Consider the following 15902-nt stretch of genomic DNA (forward strand, 5'->3'; position numbering starts at 1 on the left):
CTACATGAAAATATTCCTCGGCTACAACGACTACTTTCGAAAGAAGGAAAACAAGGACGTCCCGGTCTACTGGAACTCGGAAGACCTCATCAATCCGCATCTGATCCTTTGCGGTAAGTCCGGCACCGGCAAGTCGTATCAGCTTTTGCGCTTCATCAGTGAAGCTATCAAGACCGCCTCGCCGGGCTTCGAGCGTTATCACAATCTCGACGTCCACGGCGACCTCGTCGTACCTGGGGAAAGCCGCGTCGAGTTTTCGCGAGCGACGCGGTACGGCTACAACCCGCTCGTGCTCGATCCCAATCCGAAGTCTGGTGGAGTCGATCGCCAGATCAACTTTTTGATCCAGACAATCGGCCAAGAGTCGCGCAAGCTGATGGACAGGCAACAAGCCTGCATGCGCAATCTGCTGACTGACGTCTACGCGGTGTATGGCATCCATGAGGAGCATCCCGAGACTTGGGTCCGAGAGGAAATGACGGAAGCAATGCGCACGGCATTGTGGGCGGAGCGGCGGTGGGCTGATATGCAGCGCTACTACCCGACGCTCGACGACGCTATCGGGTTGGGCGAACGCAAGCTTAAGGCTATGTACGGTGGTTTGAACGTCAACGAGCAAGGCACGCGCGCGGTGGCGGCGCTCGAAGAGATGAATCGAGCCGCATCGACGATGAACAACGCTGCGACCTCGAAGAGCAAGAAGTTCGACGTCGATGACAAGGAACAAGCGCAGAAGGTGCTTGACGCGGCAAAAGCCAAATTTCTCGACAAGGTGACCAACTATGTTTCGTCGATCGAGACGGGCCGTGAGTTCGAAGATCTCATCAAGTACGACTCGAAGGAAGTGCTCAAGGGTGTCATCGATCGATTGAAAAACCTGAAGGCGACGGGGATCTTCAACGCCAATCCCCCGCCGTTCGATCCGGATGCCAAGGTCTGGTCGTATGACCTGACCAACCTGGACGAGCAGGATAAGTTCATCTTTGCGAAAGTGCGAGCGCAGCACATCGCGCGACAGCGCAAGCTCGGCGGGCTGCAAGGCGAGATCAGGGAGATCATCGGCCTCGACGAGGCTCCAGTCGTGTTTGACGACAACCCGGACAGCATCTACAACAAGATCGCGAAGGAACTGAGGAAGTTCGGACTAGCGCTCTGGTGCGCCGCGCAAACACCATCAGACTTCCCGGAAGGGGTCATCACGACGGTTAGCACGAAGATCCTGCTTGGCATCGATAGCTACTACTGGTCGGCATCGTGCAAGAAGTTGAATATCGAAGACAAGGTCCTGAAGTTCATCACGCCGCAGCAGACCATTGCCGCGTACATGGACAAGAAGGGATCGCTAAACGCGAAGTTCGTCAACGTCCAACTGAAGTAGGCGAAGAGCATGAAAGCAAACAGGTTGGGAGCGGCAGAAATCTTGTTGCTCGCGCTTATCGCGGTCAGTGGAGTGATGGCGTTACGAGACAGACTGCCAGCGAGCAAGTCGGAAATCGCCCGAATCGGCAGACTGGCTGCGGCGAACGCAAACGCAACGTATGCGTACGAGAGCGCGGTGGCCTCTGATCCGTCGATGAGCATTCGCGAGGCGCGGCAGCTACGGGAAAAGATCGCTAGCATGAGCGCGTACCATGCGCCGGCATTGCACGTCGAGGAAAAGCGCAGCGATGACGACGCATGGTGGCAGAACCACGTTCGTCCGCTCGTTCCGTATGCCGTCGGTGGGATCGCTGCTGCCGTTGCGATGCAACTCGCTCGCATACGACGCAAGCGGCAGGCGGTCGCTTAGATGGACGTATCGTCAAGGTACAACGCTAGAAGGGTGTTTTTATGGCAATGAAGTTCGCTCTATTCAAGAGCGCAGACGGACGAATCGAGCTGCGGTCGGCGGATGGCCGTCCATTGCCGAAGGGCGACGTCGATCGAAGGATTGTGCACATCCTGCCGCAGTATCTCTGTCCCGAGGATGCGATCGATTTTATCGGTCCCGACGACGTGACGTTAAGGGTGCGGTCCTTGGCCTTGGAGTCGCGCGGGGTCGAGGTGTGCCCGGAGGGTGGTATCAAGATCCGCCAGCCGTACCCGAACCGCCGTTTCATGGTCGCGGGATCGGCGGATATTCGGGTCGGCTGGATCCTGCCGATTCCGGAGGGCGTGTCGGATTTTGACCTTCAGTTCGAATGGAGTTTTGCGCCGGGCACGATCGAACCTGAAAGCGCCTACGTCGCCCGCCACCGCTTGGAGGTCGTGCTTTCGCCTGGCACGGGCAGGACGTACACGCTTGACACCTCTTGCTGGCCGACGGACAGACGTGGTGCCGTGGTGCCAGTCGATTCAAAGCCGTACACGCCCCATAGCTTGTCGTGGCTGTCGGATTATCGCCGGGCGCGCGTGTCCGATGCCCGCTCGTGGATCGAGGGTGACGCGGAAGACGGCCGAGACGGGGCGGGCGTCGAATTCATCGAGCGAATCACGTTGCCGTCACAGACGGTATCCGAACTCTGGTCGATCACTCAATTCGAGGATGAGCAACTTCACGAGGTGGCTCAGCAGACCAACATCGCAACGAATGCCGACTTGCACGAGCGCAATGCATGCCTGGTAACGCCCGCGCAAGTTTTTGTGAAGGCCATTACCCTCGCGCGCGAGACACCGTTCGGACGGGGAAGCGAGTTCGCCGCGAAAGGTGCCGGCGTCATGGGTCACTGCGAGACGCATCCTGCGGCGTTGGAGTTGTGCCGTTGGTGGAACACCAATGCGCCCGTTGAGAGCACTCGATGCGCGAGGCTCTTCAATCTGTGGATCCGAGTACGCGACGACGGCGAGTATTGGGCCGGTCACGAGGACGCGCCTAACGTGCCGATGGAAGTGCTGTCCGAAGGCGCCAATGCCCACGCGCGAGTTGGCGGTCTGGTGTTGGTCGAATTCAACAAAGGCTCGAAAGACTTTTCCTATGACGAAGGTGGGTTTGAGGTCTTCGATGTGACGGGTCGAGTTGTGAGCGGCGCGGGCGTGTCGCGCGAGGCTGTGGAGTCTGGCGAGTTTGATGAGGGTTGGTATGGCCTCGATGCGCTTCAGAGCTTCCCTGAGCGGTTTCCCGGCGCGTGGGGCGAGATCGTGCGCGCGGCGGCAGAGGAACGGAAGGAAGCGGCAGACGCGCCTTCTCAACCGCGTATGCGTTTTTGAGGTTGGTGATGCGAAAACGCGGAGCAAAGATCCATCACGCAAGGCGAGATGCCAGCCCGTTCGTACGAGCATTCGCGGCTAAGTCGGCCTTGTCCCCGGCCCGTATCCATAAGCTCGCGATATGCCATCACATGGCGCTCCGCGAGGTGCGCGATGGTCGCGGCACTGATGCGGCCATGGGACGGCTTGCCGAGGCTTTAAATGTTGCCATGGTGCTCTGTGATCGTGGATTCGGGCTTGACGAAATGGCGTTCATCAAGGCCGCGCAGAGCGAGCTAGTGGCCGCAGAAGGCCCAAGCCGGCAGGCAGGGCGCTGGTTCCTGTCAGACCGCGCGTACAACGCCATCTGCACTGCGCTGGAGATTCATGACCAGCAATTAGAACTAGCGACAGAGGCGGAAGTGCAGGGAGCGTCAGTCACCGTGAAGAGTCTCGCGGCCGCAGGGGAAGTGATTCGGTTTCAACCAGGAAGGATGCAATGATGGTCAAAGGCAAGAAGGAAGCGGTAAGAGGCAATGTCGTCGCGACGGTTCTGCTGGCAAGTATCATCGGCACGACGATCAGCGCAGCGACAGCGTTGTCGTCTTTGAGCGGAAGTTCAGACGCGATACTCGCAGCCAGTTTGACGGCCGCGTTGCCGATCGATCCCGCCGAGAAGGGAGCGCAATCGCAAGGCGCGAAAGGCCGCGACGGTGAACCAGTTTTGACGAAAGAACTACGCCAGCGCCGCGAGCAGGTAGATGCCTTAACGGAGCGGGCTAAAAAGGCGCGGTCAGTCTTCCGAGATTCACTTTTTGCGCTGGCTGTCTCTTTGTGTTTGGCATTCTTCGCGTCGCTTGAGGTGGCGATCGTGCACTTCAAGAGGCCAAAGGCTGACAGGGCGTTGGCCGTTTAACGACGTGTCGTTGGCGCATGATGGATAGGGTGGCGCGTTCCCTGTTCGCGCCGCTCATGATCGAGTAGCGGGAACGCGCCAGGTGATGCCCGGTTCTGAGATAGTGCTAGGTCGCCTCGTCGAAGATCCTGCTCTGCCGTGCGAGCGGTTCAATGACCGTCTCGCGTGGGTGGATCATGATAATTGACTCATAACCGCGGTTGTCACGGACGGTGATGTAGACGGCTTCAGTCGTGACCGTATGGCCTACAACTCTGCCGTTTTCGATAATCGGTTCTCGCGTCATTCGTTCGCCCACGGTGCGCCATACGCGCCGCATTCGACCGCACCGTGAGTAATGCAGTGTTGCGCCCACACCCCCGACAGCTTGATGTCAAACATCGCGTGGGGGCCACACTCGATCGCAAGCAAAGCTGCCTCTTCGTTGTCGAAACGGACCGGAAGATGCCAGCCAGCAAGCTCCTTCTCGTCGTCACGCGTCATGTCGGAGCCAATGCCGTCGGCGATGCTCCATCCACCGTCGCTCAGTTTGACCGCGAAGAGGTCGCGTTCTGACTGTGATGCTTCGGAATAGTCGTTTGACAGTCGTTGAATCAGGTTTTCGGATTTAGACATTTTGGTTCCGGTCTACTCATGCGGTTTTGTACAGCGCGCGATGGGAGTCGTGCCAGTCACGCGGCAACGACGCAATGCGCTCAGCGGCGTGTTCGACGGCTCGGATTTGAGCGGCTTTGCGGATGGAGAGTGCGCGATTGCCGAAGCACTTCGGACCACCGCTGACGCGATGGACGCGGATCTCGCCGGCAATGTAGTTGATGCCGAAAATCCAGTCTTGGCTCTTGAAGCTTCCGGCATAACCGCCGTCGTCGAAGACCTGTTCCGAGATAGTTTTGACCATGCGACTCACCGTGAATGTGCTGTTATATTAGGTCAGTTAAACTGACCTAGCAAGCACTTTCGATGCGCCGGGTGTCTTCGTGCGTTACTCGGGGCTGGTGGCTTTTAGGAATTTCTCGACAGCCGTGCCTTTGATGACCGGACCCCACGAGACGAGCCGATACACGGCGCCTTCTTTTTCGATCACGACACCAAGCTGCGTTCGGAGCTTCGTCACATCGTCGGATATCGACTGTTTGTGGTGGCCGATCTTTGCGGACAGAGATGAGAGTGTGGGGCGCTCCATGGTGGCAATCGCATGAGCGACGGTGAGCAGCCGACGGACGTCGCCTTTAGGAAATTGCATGATCGGGCGGGGGGTTGTTTGCCCGGATGGTAGGTCAGTTTAAGTTACCGTGCAAGTTAGGCCCGGGCGAAAGGTGAGCTTATTCAGGATATGAAGTGAGCTTTTGCAGGAGGCCTCGATCACGGTGCCAGAGAAGGCGTGCGCAGGTGTTCCAACGCAACTAACGTTCTGACGCCCAACCGCCTGTGTCACGGAACGCCCAGTGAAGAAGCCGGGCCGGGGAAGTCAACAAAAAACGTTTGGTAACGTACATTTCGAGGGCTCTAATAGTCCGTCCTTACTGGACAGCGATAGCGGAATCGATATAATCGGGATGACTGCGGTACGTATCCTTACTACTATACGGAATTAGTTGCCTGGCAGTCAACTAATCTGCCGGATTCGTTTGCAGGTATTGCCGATGACCCTTGCCGGCGCTGCCAGGCGGGCGTCACGGCCTGAAACGAGCGAGTGCTCATGACATACCAAGTTGGACAGAAGCTAAGGGGCGGTGTTGCCAAGCTGCGAGAAGCGCAGACAACGCCGCCCAAGCGATTTACAGACGGCACGCTCATCTCCGCGATGACGAACATTCATCGATTTGTGACCAGCGAGGATGACCGGAAGATCCTGCGAGACACCAAAGGCATCGGCACCGAGCGCACCCGCGACGCGATCATCGAGACGCTCAAGGCACGAAAGTACATCGTCACCAAGGGCAGGGAGTTAGTGCCGACTGACTTGGGGATCGAGCTGATCCTTCGTCTGCCCCGTGAGTTGTCCGATCCGGTGACCACGGCGAAATGGGAAATGGCGTTGGGTTTGATCGAGCAGGGGCAAATGACCCGAAAGCAGTTCGACGCGATGATCCGGAACATGGCGACGAAGCTGGTGGAGAAGATGGAAGGATTGAACTTCGACGTCGAAAAGCTCGGCGTCAAGACAGTTGAGGGCAAGCCGAGGCCGGAGCTAGACGCGACTCTGCCGGGACACGGCGAGAAGTGCGACAAGTGCGGGAAGGGAACGATGCAAGGCAAGCGGCTTGCGTCGGGGAAAAAGGTGTTGGGGTGTAACGCCTACCCGAAGTGCAAGAACTCGAAATGGATCGACTGACGATGAAAGATGGCGCATTGGAAGGGGTGCTGAGAACGAGGCTCATGGCGCTAATCGCGGAGTTCGTCCTGCCGACCCAAGCAAGAACGTTGCTGCATCGCGCATCGGAAGCCGTGGGACGGATCGACTTCGAGGCGCATCTACACGGAAACGAGATTGCGTCGATTTCTCTGGACCCGACAGGGATTCGGTTCCTCACCCACCACGGTATTCACGGGCGGTTGTATCCGAATTTTTTGCTCGACGACGAATCATTGACGCGTACCGCAACCGGTGAACGCATCGACCTGGCGGCGACGCTGCGAACACTCCGTGTGTGTTTCCGCCAAGCCGATGAGTTGAAGCTGACCGACGACCGGGAAGAGTTCGATGAAGAGGTGTTCATCGTTGACCCGAGCACCGCAGAACATTTAATTGAAGAGCAGCAAACTTGAGGCACAACATGGCTTTGGACGAAAACATTGAACTGGTGCGCAATCTGCGAAAGACCGGAGACCATCTTGCCCGCTTGACCGGGTACATGGCGATCGGCGTGCAACCGAGCCGCGAGAACCTCCTGAACGCGCAACGCTGGTACCACGAGGCGTCGGCAGAAGTCGAGCCGTTCCTGCAAGCGATCGAGGCTGACAAAGCATCGAATCGAGTCCGTCAAGCGTTCCGAGGATAAGCGCAATGCCGTTGCGTCGGTGGGTGAGCCTTGCGCGTTACGATGGCGCGGAAATGCTAATAGCGGGGCAATGCCCGCCAGACGGCCGCAATCGACTCGTCGTGCGCGGCTATTCGCGCAGCGACCTGTCCACGCATGGGTTTGAGAAGCGCGAGGGTGGTCTGTGGATTGGCGATCGCCCGTCATTCAAGACGTCGGAACTTTTCGCGTGGTTTCCGGGCTTCGACCCGAAGCGCGATATTGTCGAGATGGACACGGGTGACTTCCTGATCGGCTACGAAGATCTGGATCTCATCGACGACAACGCGACGCTTGACGCCTTCCTGGTGAAAGGCGCGAACGTTTCAATGGCTCCCGATTCGAGCGCAAGTCCGCCCGCCGTCGAACAGCGCAGCGCTCAATTCGAGAACTACCGCCAGCACATCGAAAAGTCGGATGGGCAGATTCCTGCCGGCATGATCGAGCAGATCGAGCAGGACGAACGTCTGGACGACGGTGAAGCCGAGACATTGCTCGCGCTTCTTAAGCCGGCTCCAACCACGACGCCTGAACCGGAGCCGCGTCGCACGACCAAGGCACCCCGTGGCCAAGCACCGGACGAAGAAGAGCAGAAGCCTCAGAAAACGATGCACGAGAGGGCGGAGGAAACGCGTTCCGCTGTCGATCCTGCCGAAGTCGCGGCGATTACAGCGCAATTCCCGCGTGAGTACGCCGAAAAGCCGTTTAATGAACCAGTGGATGACAAGGCGCGCGGTTGGTATCTGAAAGACTTTGCGCTGCCGCGCAAGCCTGCCGCTGCACTCGAAAAGATAGCGGCGCTCCAAGAGGCGACTCGCGCCACATTGCAGACGTCGGTCGATCGCTATAACGATATTCGCGAAAGAAATGTCTACGCACTGTCGGACTACGACATTGACATCGCATACCAGTTCAGCGCGATCAACGGTGTTCATCAATCGCTGAGTCTGAAGCAAGCCCACATCCTATACGACCGCCGCAAGCTTGCGGTGCTCGAAGAAGCGGCGGCTGCGATTCTTGTCGAGACGAACGCGGCATCGAAGAATATTGCGGCACCGTCCGCTGAATCGACGGAAGTTTCCTCGAACGAGTCTGCGCCTGACGTCGAAGCGACGAAGCTGGATATCGCCGCTCGCCCGCGCCGCGCGGTCAAGAGCGAAGAGCGTCAGCGTCAGCGTATCGAGGACGCGGGTGAGAAGATCGGCGGAGCGCGCAAGGACTTTTACGTGAAGTCGCTCGCGGTCGCCGACCTCGACGGCATGAACGAGCGTGAGAAGCTCGAACTCGTCGGCAAGGACAATATCTGGCCGCGTCGGCCGCTCAGCGAGTTCCGCGAGGCTGGCGTCGATGCGCGCGTCGCGCTTTTTGTGAACGCCATGCGCCGTGACCTTCCGGCCAGGATTACAGATGCAGCGGATGCGCCCGCCTATATTGAATTCGTCACTAAGCTCCGGGACATTGCCGGGACGCTCACCGAGCCCGACGGGCTCGAGGATCGCGAAGCTTCTTACTTCCGAGCGATCGTCGATGCTGGTTTGCTGTACGAGAACATCCAAGGCGAACGCGGGACGAGCAACTGGCGAAGGTCCATGGGCCTCGGCGCTACCTACCAGTCAGTGTTCAAGGACAGCAAGTCTTGGCGCTTCATGGACTCGTATCTGTACAATCCGTCGCGCGGCTTTCGCGGTGCGAAGTCGCTGTATGACTCCCACTACCATCAGATCGGCGATGAATACGTGCCGGGCCGCTCTCTGAGTTCGGATGCTCTCTACGACTTGATCGAAGCGAAGCAGGACAAGGCGAATCAGCGCCGCGCGAACACGATGAAGGCGCGAGAGTCCGACGACGAAAGCCAGTACCTGTCGCGGCCACATCTCGATCACCTGGTGCGATCGGGCTTGCCGGATGACCGCGACGGCCGCAACGTGAAGCCAGACGATTTTCTTGAGGCATTTGGCTTTCGGGCGTGCGAGTTCGGAAACTGGTTGCCGGATATCGAGCGGCAGGACGTGCTCAATCGTGCGTTCGACTCGCTTTCCACGCTCGCGCGCGTTCTTGGTGTCGAAAAGAAGTTTCTTAGTCTCGACGGGTCACTCGCCGTAGCGTTTGGGTCGCGAGGTGTCGGGAAGTTTGCCGCACACTATGAACCGGCGCGCAAGGTTATCAACCTCACGCGCCTAAACGGTGCTGGATCGCTTGCGCACGAGTTCTTTCACGCGCTCGACGATCATCTGGCAAACCACGTGCGGCAAGTAGTTAAAGAAGCGTCGTATGGTGGTCGCGTCGGCAGCAGCTATTTCGCCACCGAGCTTTTCTTGTCGGAAAAGCGTGCAACCAAATCGGCCTCATCGGCGGGGATCGCGCAAAGCAGTTATGTCCCGACCGATATGAAAGAGCGATTGGCGCCACTCGTCGATATGGTGAATTCGATGTCGCTTCGCACACTGACGGAAGACGAAGCACGGATTATCGCGGGCAATGCGCTGAACAAGACGTTTTACAACTTGGTCGGTGGAATCCGGAGCGCGCTTTTCGTCCTTATGCCGAGCAAGGAAGCCAAGATCAGGAACGAACTGGCGCAGCGATACGCCGAAACTGCATGGCAGGAAATCGAACAGGGCAATGCACCGAGGACGGGCCTCGGGATCCAACACCCGCTCGTCGAGCGGCTGGCTGCGATGCAGCCGGAAAGGGCGCTCAACCGCAGCGATACCTCTTCTCTGCGGGACGCGCTTCGCGCGATCGGCGATGTGCTTCGTGATGCGCCTGATGCTTTTGCGCTGGCGAAAGACCGCGATACGCTGCTCGCGTCGGAATTGATGACGAAGATCGCGCGGACGAAGTATTTCACGGATGCGGACAAGCTCGACGACGGCAAGTCAAAGGTCTACTGGTCCTCTGTTCGCGAGCTTGCGGCGCGCGCCTTCGAATCGTACGTGCAGGACCGCTGCGAGCAGAACGGCCAGCGCGATGACTACCTCGTGCACGGTACGGAGGAAGAGCGATTCGTCGGGGCTTCGCGATCGCCGTATCCAACGGGAGCCGACCGACAGGCGATCAACGCTGCATTCGACAGCTTTGTCGCATTCGTGCGGAGGGAACTCGCGCTGGATTGGGAGCCGGAACTTGCCGCGAACAACTTTGCTCGGCCTCGGGCAGCATAGGAGACGACGTGTCACAGTTGATTCAGTTCATAGAGCGGGTCAGAGGCGCGCTCACGGGCGCGGAGTGGCGATTCTTCAACGCGCACTATATCGAGCGCAAATCGATCGAGGATGCGATGCCGTATGCTCCGGGCACCCGTGGCGATGCCGAAGAGATGCGCGAGGCGATCTTGCGCAAGATGCGCGACGGAGCGGCGGTATGAGCGACGTCGATTTTACGTACGAAGAGAGGCGGCACGCGGGCGCGCAGTTTTTCCGGGATCTCGCCCTCGAAATGATTGAACTGACCGCGAGTGACTTGGCAAGACCGTTGCCCGATGCGCTCGATCGCACGACGACGGCATCCCGTCGGCGGGCGGAGTACGCAGGGGCGCTGGACTGGGTCAATGAGCGCACGAAGAATCCTGTCGTTCCGTTCTCACTCTGCTGCGATGCCTATAACGTTTCGACAACACATCTGCGTGAGGCGTTGCTCGCACGGCCGGAGGTGGTGCTCATGCAGATCCGGGCCACGCTTAAGGATCGTCCGGCGCATCCTCGCGGTGCAACGGATGATGTGGACGAACGGCGTGCTTCGCTTCGTCCTTGAAAATACGTATAATTAGTACGATACGAGGTTTTTTTGACATGGACGGTTTTCGGATTCCCGTGCAGCATCACCAGGCGCTTGCTCGCTACTTCGAGCACTCGCTTGAATGTTCGTTTGCGCTCAGCGGCGAGTCTTGCACGGCGTCGGACGTCTTCCACTGCAACGGCTTCTTGCCGCTGATCGTAGAAGTCGCGAGCCGCCGCAGTGTGATCGCGTTCAACGAACCGATCGCCGCGACGATCGCACCCTATCAGGCTGGCCTGTTGGGAAAGACGGTCACGCTGCCGGAAGAGTCTGACAAGGTTGTCCTGCCGCTGCTGGTCCGTGCCGCTGAGTTGCTTTTCAAACCGACTCCCGGTGAGACCATCGAGCTTTACCCGATATTCGAATACTTCTGGACACCGGCCGACAAGCGGGAACACGCAGCTTGGCAGCCTACGGATCTTTGACGCGATGACCCGCAAATCTCTCTTAGGCTTTCATTGCCGCGCGCTGGTGTTGACGGTGGCCGCTGCGCTCGCGAACAGTGCATTCGCCGGTTCTTGCGATATGCAGACGCAGATGCAAGCTGCGCAGTCAGCAGAACAGCAACGCCGTCTGAACAACATCGCGAACAGCTATCAGCAGCTTGGTCTGCTCAACGATTTGCAGAATCAGTGCCTGGCCGCAATGCCGGCCGTTCCGACTGAGATCGGTGGCTCTACTCTAATCGCGACCGCCATGAACAAGATTGTGCAATCGACGTGCTCGCAGCTAGCCAGTAAGGCACGTTCGACTGCGCAGTCCGCGATCAGCCAGGCGCGTAACTCCGCGCAGTCGGCTGTGAGCGGGATCATCGGTAATGGCGCGATCAGTAACACGGTCACCGGCATCGCCGGGAACTACGCCTCAAACAGCCTTTCGTCCGGCGCCGATGCGGCTGCGAACTCCGCTACGACGCAGGCGAAGGACGGGTTGTTGTCGAACACGACCAACGCGGCGAACTCTGCCATCAGCGGTGCCCTCAACAGCATCACGAGACTGTTCCAATGAAAAAGCAGGCTACTCTCACTGCGCTGGCGGCGGCTGCGCTCTTTTCGTCGAGCAGTGCGTACGCGGTGTGCGACGGATGCGTTGTCGGCGCTGTAGGGACCGCAGCAACATCCATTACCAGTGCACTAGGGGCCGGGTTTGCGTCCCTCAGCACGCTGCTTACTACGATCAACGGCAATATCGGCGGCGTCGGCGCAAAGACCGCGTCATCTATGATTCAAGCTGCGAACACGCAGCGGGAGATGGGGATCGAGATTCAGCGCCAGCAGGAGCAGGACAGGATCGCGCGCGAGACGGAACTGCCGATCGACCCTTGTTCGACCTCGGGCAGCAACTACGCGAATCAGGCGATTCGTGGAGCAGGCGCCACGTCGTCGAGCTACCGGCGCGGTGGTGGCAGCGGCACGGCGTCCGTGTCGAGCAGCGTGCTAGGCCACGCGCTCAGCGATGCCGCACCGTCCGCGGAAGCCTCGCGCCGTGCGAGCACAGCAATTCACCAGCAGAAATACTGTTCCGCGCTCGAAGTGCGGCTTGGTTATCCGGGTTGCGGGTCATCGTCAATGCCGGATGCGGATGCACAGGCGGAGTCGATTTTCACGGGTGCCGGCCAAGCCGGGAAGACGCCGGATCTGACGTTCACCAAGGATCAGGAAGAAGCCGCGCGCGCGTACACGAGGCTGTCGCTGGACCCGCAGCCGCCCGAGAACATTTCGCGAGCGGAAGCAGCCACTGAGTCCGGCAAGCTCTATATCGCGATGCAGAAGGCATATCAGGCAAACATGTCCGCTGCCGAGAAAGCGCAGAACGACGAAACCGCTTCGCACATGCCTTTTGCGAACAGTGCGAGCCTGATCGAGCAGATCAAGCAGTCCGATGCGGCGGCGCAGTACTTCAATGCGACCGCGTCGAACGTGGCGAAAAGCACCGGTCAGATGAGTCTCGCGGAACTGCTGGATTTCGAAGCCGGTCGTCGTTGGCGCAATCCGTATTGGGTGATCGAGCAATCGGCGGTTTCCGACCCGACGAAGCTCCAGCGCGAGCAGCTTATGACGACGGCGTTCATCGCAGAGCTTCAATACGAGAACCTGAAGACCAACAAGTTCAATTCGGTGGTCCTCGGACAGATCCTTGCGTCGCTCACGCGCTCTAATGACCGCCCTGCAATCGAATCCCAACTTCAGCGCGTACGCGCTACCAACGCGAGGTAACCGATGATGGTTGCTGCCGAATATGCGATTCCGTCGCCCGCCGAGCGACTGGCAATGTTCCGAGCCGACCGGCTAGAAAGCGGTGTGTCCAGCATCATGCCGGCCGCGATGGCGTTCCGTGACGAGACGGATCGAGCGCTCAGCGGGACTCGATCGCACGAGCAATCGCAGAAGGCGCTGACGAAGGCGTTCGTTGCCTCGTACCGCGCTTTTTCCGAGTCGCTGGAGTCCGCGCGCACTAGCGGGGTGATCGACGGCAGCACGATCGATGTGCTGCACGGGATCATGACTCGTATGCGCGAGGAGTACGCGAACGGGCTGGCGGCCCTGCGCGAAGACGTGGCGCGGCTGGAACAGGACGGCCCTGACGCGCTTAAACAGTTCTGCACCACAGCAAGCGACAAGATCGATCGCCTCGAACAGTTTTGGCAAACGACGTACCAACACGCTCCGAAGATGCGGATGTAATGGAAAACTCAGGATGGGTTGCGATGGGTCACAACCAATTAGCGACGACAGCGACGCAGATTCGGCAGGAAGTAGGTCGGGAGCTAATCGAAAGGTTCTTGCCGCGCTCTGATGCCTTCTTCAGAGACGAAATGAGCATCATCGAAGGCATCGTGTCTGATTGCGACAACGACGTCCAGAAGACACAACTCCGAAAAGTGCTCGATGATCTCACCGTGCTTCGTCGCGGCATCGAGGCGCTGGTAGTCGCGTCGGCGAGTCTCTTTCGGGCCGCTGAAGGCTAGACATGGCAATAGCGAATGTTGAGCCCGATGCCTCCAGCCTCGTCGGCTGCATCGATCGAAATCGGCTACTGACTGTGAACGAGGCGAAAGCCACCATCGCGGCCAAAGGCTGGACAAACCGCGCGCTCGCGCAATGGTGGGGATGCCGACCCGAGCACGTCAGCAGGATCATTCATGATCCGATGCGAAAGCGTCATTTCGACGACGCGCTGCGCGGACTTCCGTCCGCAGCGGCGGTGCGGGCGCAAGGGAGGGCTTGATGTCGGCATCGAGCATGGAACAACTCATCGCCGAAGTGCGGGAGAAAAGGCGTCAACGCGAAGCCCTCGCCGATGCTTTGCTCGGGGGCATCGCCGACGGCGATTCGTTGTCGTTCTATCGAGGGGACGGTCAGACCGCGCTCGTCGGGCCGGATGTATCGAAAGCGGGCCGCTTCCGGCTGACGCGGTTCGACAACATGGGGCCGGTAGGACACGCAGAAACAAGCAGCATGCTCGACGCAGTTCGGCAAGCGCTCGGTGAGGGCTTTCTGCCGTCGGATGCGGAAAACGTAGCAACGGATGGGGTACGGTCAATTGATGGAGGGTTTGTGTCGAGGGTCGATGACTTACGGGAGCGGATGGCCGCAGTTGTGCGTGAAGTGCACGCATACGGCAGTTCGCGCGTGAAGGCGCCGCTTCGAATCGCCGGTCGTACGGGACCGCTGACGGTACTCGAAGCCGACAGTGGCGACTGGAGCGCACAAACGCCGACGTACCTTGCTGGCGACCTGTTGCCGGTGAGCGAGGGCGTAGGGAACCGAAACGGCTCCGCATTTGCTTTCTGGATCGGTAATCGAGAGCCGGGTTGGCCCGAGGTCGAGAGCGCGATGACGAGCTTTATCGCGGATCATGATGTGGTGAGCGTTCGGTTCATTCGGGCGCTGCCGGTGGAAGTGCATGCAGCAATTGCGACGGAATGGGAGGCTGTGAAAGCGATGAGCGCAGGAGACCCGCAACGGCGGAAGCTTTTCAAAGACGATCGAGGTCATCTCGTCGAGGTCCAAACCATGGGGCTGGAAACGGTTGAGTTCGCCAACCAGGGTGGAGGCTTTCTGCGGAAATTGTCTCGCACGGACTTCGAACAGCGATACGCGCCGACGGACACGCCGTCGTACGAACCTGCGACGATCGTTGCCGAGTGGCTGGACGACGATGCGCGCTTGCCTGCATACAGCAACGGCTTGCTGTGGAACGGTTGGGCTATGCCGTACTTCGAGAAAGACACGGCCATGCGGCTGATGGAAATGATGCCGGGCATCCGCTATGACGAAGAGCGCGATGCGTTCATCGCTCGCGACGAAGGGGCCGATGAAGACGACGTCTACGGCAAGGTGTCGATCAGAGTCGGGGACAAAACGGTGGATACCTATGCGATCGGCGCGGGCTCGTGGTGTTGGGAAACGCCCGAGGACGAGCCTGATGTGGTCCCGCCTAAGCGTATGCGGATTTGACCGAGTTCCCGTAGACTGCCCGCATTCGTCTCGCACATTGCGGCAACCAAAGCTCTCTCAGGTTCTGGCACGGCCCTCGGAATTGGCCAGAACTTTTCAACCGACTCATCTGAGTCGGTTTTTTTTCAACAGTACAACGGAAGATTGCAATGGCGCTGAACAACGAAGTTGATGAAGAACTCGCCGCGCTCGGCGAAGTGGCGCTGCGAAACGCGTTCTATAGAGAATACAGCGCTCTCGTTGAGCGGTATGTGATTGCGGCTGACGGCCTTGGCATTGATGAATTCACCTACCGCCTCGCGGAGATGACCAGTCCGTTCGGACGAGGCAACATTGAGTCGGCAGGGCGAGTAGACATTGCGGTCGTTGCGGATGGAGAAGCTAGGCCCTGCGCTACGATGCGCGACGCACTTGCTGAAACGGGCGATGCTATCCAGGTTTGCGGGGAGACGGTTTTTGAGTGGCGGGACCCGCAAGGATGGTTCGTCGCCGAAACGCCTGCCCGTCGCCCGAAGCCGCGCATGTAACATCTGGTCGCTTGGGCGAGCGCGACGGCATGTGTCT

At 59.1% G+C, this 15902-nt stretch carries 22 protein-coding genes; 19 read left to right on the plus strand and 3 right to left on the minus strand.

Annotation, left to right across the window (positions count from 1 at the left end; genetic code table 11):
• The first annotated feature begins 4 nt into the window (after positions 1-4).
• The 5 genes from IAG25_RS32685 to IAG25_RS32705 all read left to right on the plus strand — a co-directional run bounded on the left by IAG25_RS32685 (position 5) and on the right by IAG25_RS32705 (position 4081).
• Positions 5-1378, plus strand: a complete 1374-nt coding sequence (locus IAG25_RS32685; protein ID WP_187608557.1) for a helicase HerA domain-containing protein — start codon at positions 5-7, stop codon at positions 1376-1378.
• 9 nt (positions 1379-1387) lie between these two features.
• Positions 1388-1789 carry a hypothetical protein gene (locus tag IAG25_RS32690; protein ID WP_187608558.1) on the plus strand — a complete coding sequence of 134 codons (402 nt, stop codon included), beginning with the start codon at positions 1388-1390 and terminating at the stop codon, positions 1787-1789.
• Positions 1790-1830: 41 nt separating this feature from the next.
• On the plus strand, positions 1831-3186 hold the full coding sequence (locus IAG25_RS32695) for a hypothetical protein (protein WP_187608559.1): 1356 nt from the start codon (positions 1831-1833) through the stop codon (positions 3184-3186).
• Positions 3187-3317: 131 nt separating this feature from the next.
• Positions 3318-3668 carry a hypothetical protein gene (locus tag IAG25_RS32700; RefSeq protein ID WP_187608560.1) on the plus strand — a complete coding sequence of 117 codons (351 nt, stop codon included), beginning with the start codon at positions 3318-3320 and terminating at the stop codon, positions 3666-3668.
• A complete protein-coding gene (locus tag IAG25_RS32705) occupies positions 3665-4081 on the plus strand; it encodes a hypothetical protein (RefSeq protein ID WP_187608561.1) in 417 nt (138 codons plus the stop codon). The genes IAG25_RS32700 and IAG25_RS32705 overlap by 4 nt, the downstream gene beginning before the upstream one ends.
• Before the next feature lie 282 nt (positions 4082-4363).
• Here the strand turns inward: IAG25_RS32705 and IAG25_RS32710 are convergent, their stop codons facing one another.
• The 3 genes from IAG25_RS32710 to IAG25_RS32720 form a co-directional block, all read right to left on the minus strand.
• The gene (locus tag IAG25_RS32710) at positions 4364-4696 is read right to left on the minus strand and encodes a hypothetical protein (RefSeq protein ID WP_187608562.1); all 333 of its coding nucleotides are present in this window, start codon (positions 4694-4696) and stop codon (positions 4364-4366) included.
• Between the two features lie 16 nt (positions 4697-4712).
• Positions 4713-4979, minus strand: coding sequence for a hypothetical protein (locus IAG25_RS32715; RefSeq protein WP_187608563.1), 267 nt, complete (start codon positions 4977-4979; stop codon positions 4713-4715).
• Positions 4980-5063: 84 nt separating this feature from the next.
• Entirely contained in the window at positions 5064-5324 is a 261-nt protein-coding gene (locus tag IAG25_RS32720; RefSeq protein ID WP_187608564.1) for a hypothetical protein, read from the minus strand.
• A 456-nt stretch (positions 5325-5780) separates the two neighbouring features.
• On the opposite strand from IAG25_RS32720, the gene IAG25_RS32725 reads away from it, so the two are divergent.
• The 14 genes from IAG25_RS32725 (at position 5781) to IAG25_RS32790 (ending at position 15865) form a co-directional block, all read left to right on the plus strand.
• The gene (locus IAG25_RS32725) at positions 5781-6416 is read left to right on the plus strand and encodes a DNA topoisomerase (RefSeq protein WP_187608674.1); all 636 of its coding nucleotides are present in this window, start codon (positions 5781-5783) and stop codon (positions 6414-6416) included.
• Positions 6404-6850 (plus strand): hypothetical protein, encoded by a 447-nt coding sequence (locus IAG25_RS32730; protein WP_187608565.1) that lies wholly within the window; start codon positions 6404-6406, stop codon positions 6848-6850. Before IAG25_RS32725 ends, IAG25_RS32730 begins: the two co-directional genes overlap by 13 nt.
• Positions 6851-6858: 8 nt before the next feature.
• The gene (locus IAG25_RS32735; RefSeq protein WP_187608566.1) at positions 6859-7083 is read left to right on the plus strand and encodes a hypothetical protein; all 225 of its coding nucleotides are present in this window, start codon (positions 6859-6861) and stop codon (positions 7081-7083) included.
• A 5-nt stretch (positions 7084-7088) separates the two neighbouring features.
• Positions 7089-10265, plus strand: a complete 3177-nt coding sequence (locus IAG25_RS32740; protein ID WP_187608567.1) for an LPD1 domain-containing protein — start codon at positions 7089-7091, stop codon at positions 10263-10265.
• A gap of 8 nt (positions 10266-10273) precedes the next feature.
• Positions 10274-10468 (plus strand): hypothetical protein, encoded by a 195-nt coding sequence (locus IAG25_RS32745; protein WP_187608568.1) that lies wholly within the window; start codon positions 10274-10276, stop codon positions 10466-10468.
• Positions 10465-10854 carry a hypothetical protein gene (locus IAG25_RS32750; protein ID WP_187608569.1) on the plus strand — a complete coding sequence of 130 codons (390 nt, stop codon included), beginning with the start codon at positions 10465-10467 and terminating at the stop codon, positions 10852-10854. Before IAG25_RS32745 ends, IAG25_RS32750 begins: the two co-directional genes overlap by 4 nt.
• A 38-nt stretch (positions 10855-10892) precedes the next feature.
• Complete coding sequence (locus IAG25_RS32755) at positions 10893-11303, plus strand: hypothetical protein (protein WP_187608570.1); 411 nt, start codon at positions 10893-10895, stop codon at positions 11301-11303.
• A 4-nt stretch (positions 11304-11307) separates the two neighbouring features.
• Positions 11308-11886, plus strand: a complete 579-nt coding sequence (locus tag IAG25_RS32760; RefSeq protein ID WP_187608571.1) for a hypothetical protein — start codon at positions 11308-11310, stop codon at positions 11884-11886.
• Positions 11883-13094, plus strand: coding sequence for a conjugal transfer protein TraW (traW, locus tag IAG25_RS32765; RefSeq protein WP_187608572.1), 1212 nt, complete (start codon positions 11883-11885; stop codon positions 13092-13094). The genes IAG25_RS32760 and traW overlap by 4 nt, the downstream gene beginning before the upstream one ends.
• Positions 13095-13097: 3 nt before the next feature.
• Positions 13098-13562, plus strand: a complete 465-nt coding sequence (locus IAG25_RS32770; RefSeq protein ID WP_187608573.1) for a hypothetical protein — start codon at positions 13098-13100, stop codon at positions 13560-13562.
• 131 nt (positions 13563-13693) lie between these two features.
• Positions 13694-13846: a hypothetical protein gene (locus tag IAG25_RS41235; protein ID WP_222946753.1), complete on the plus strand. Its 153-nt coding sequence runs from the start codon at positions 13694-13696 to the stop codon at positions 13844-13846.
• 2 nt (positions 13847-13848) lie between these two features.
• On the plus strand, positions 13849-14106 hold the full coding sequence (locus IAG25_RS32780; protein WP_222946754.1) for a hypothetical protein: 258 nt from the start codon (positions 13849-13851) through the stop codon (positions 14104-14106).
• A 14-nt stretch (positions 14107-14120) separates the two neighbouring features.
• Positions 14121-15338 (plus strand): hypothetical protein, encoded by a 1218-nt coding sequence (locus IAG25_RS32785; RefSeq protein ID WP_187608575.1) that lies wholly within the window; start codon positions 14121-14123, stop codon positions 15336-15338.
• A gap of 149 nt (positions 15339-15487) precedes the next feature.
• The gene (locus IAG25_RS32790; protein WP_187608576.1) at positions 15488-15865 is read left to right on the plus strand and encodes a hypothetical protein; all 378 of its coding nucleotides are present in this window, start codon (positions 15488-15490) and stop codon (positions 15863-15865) included.
• Positions 15866-15902 lie beyond the last annotated feature (37 nt).

Source organism: Caballeronia sp. EK, from assembly GCF_014384845.1.
Taxonomy (GTDB): Bacteria; Pseudomonadota; Gammaproteobacteria; order Burkholderiales; family Burkholderiaceae; genus Caballeronia; species Caballeronia jiangsuensis.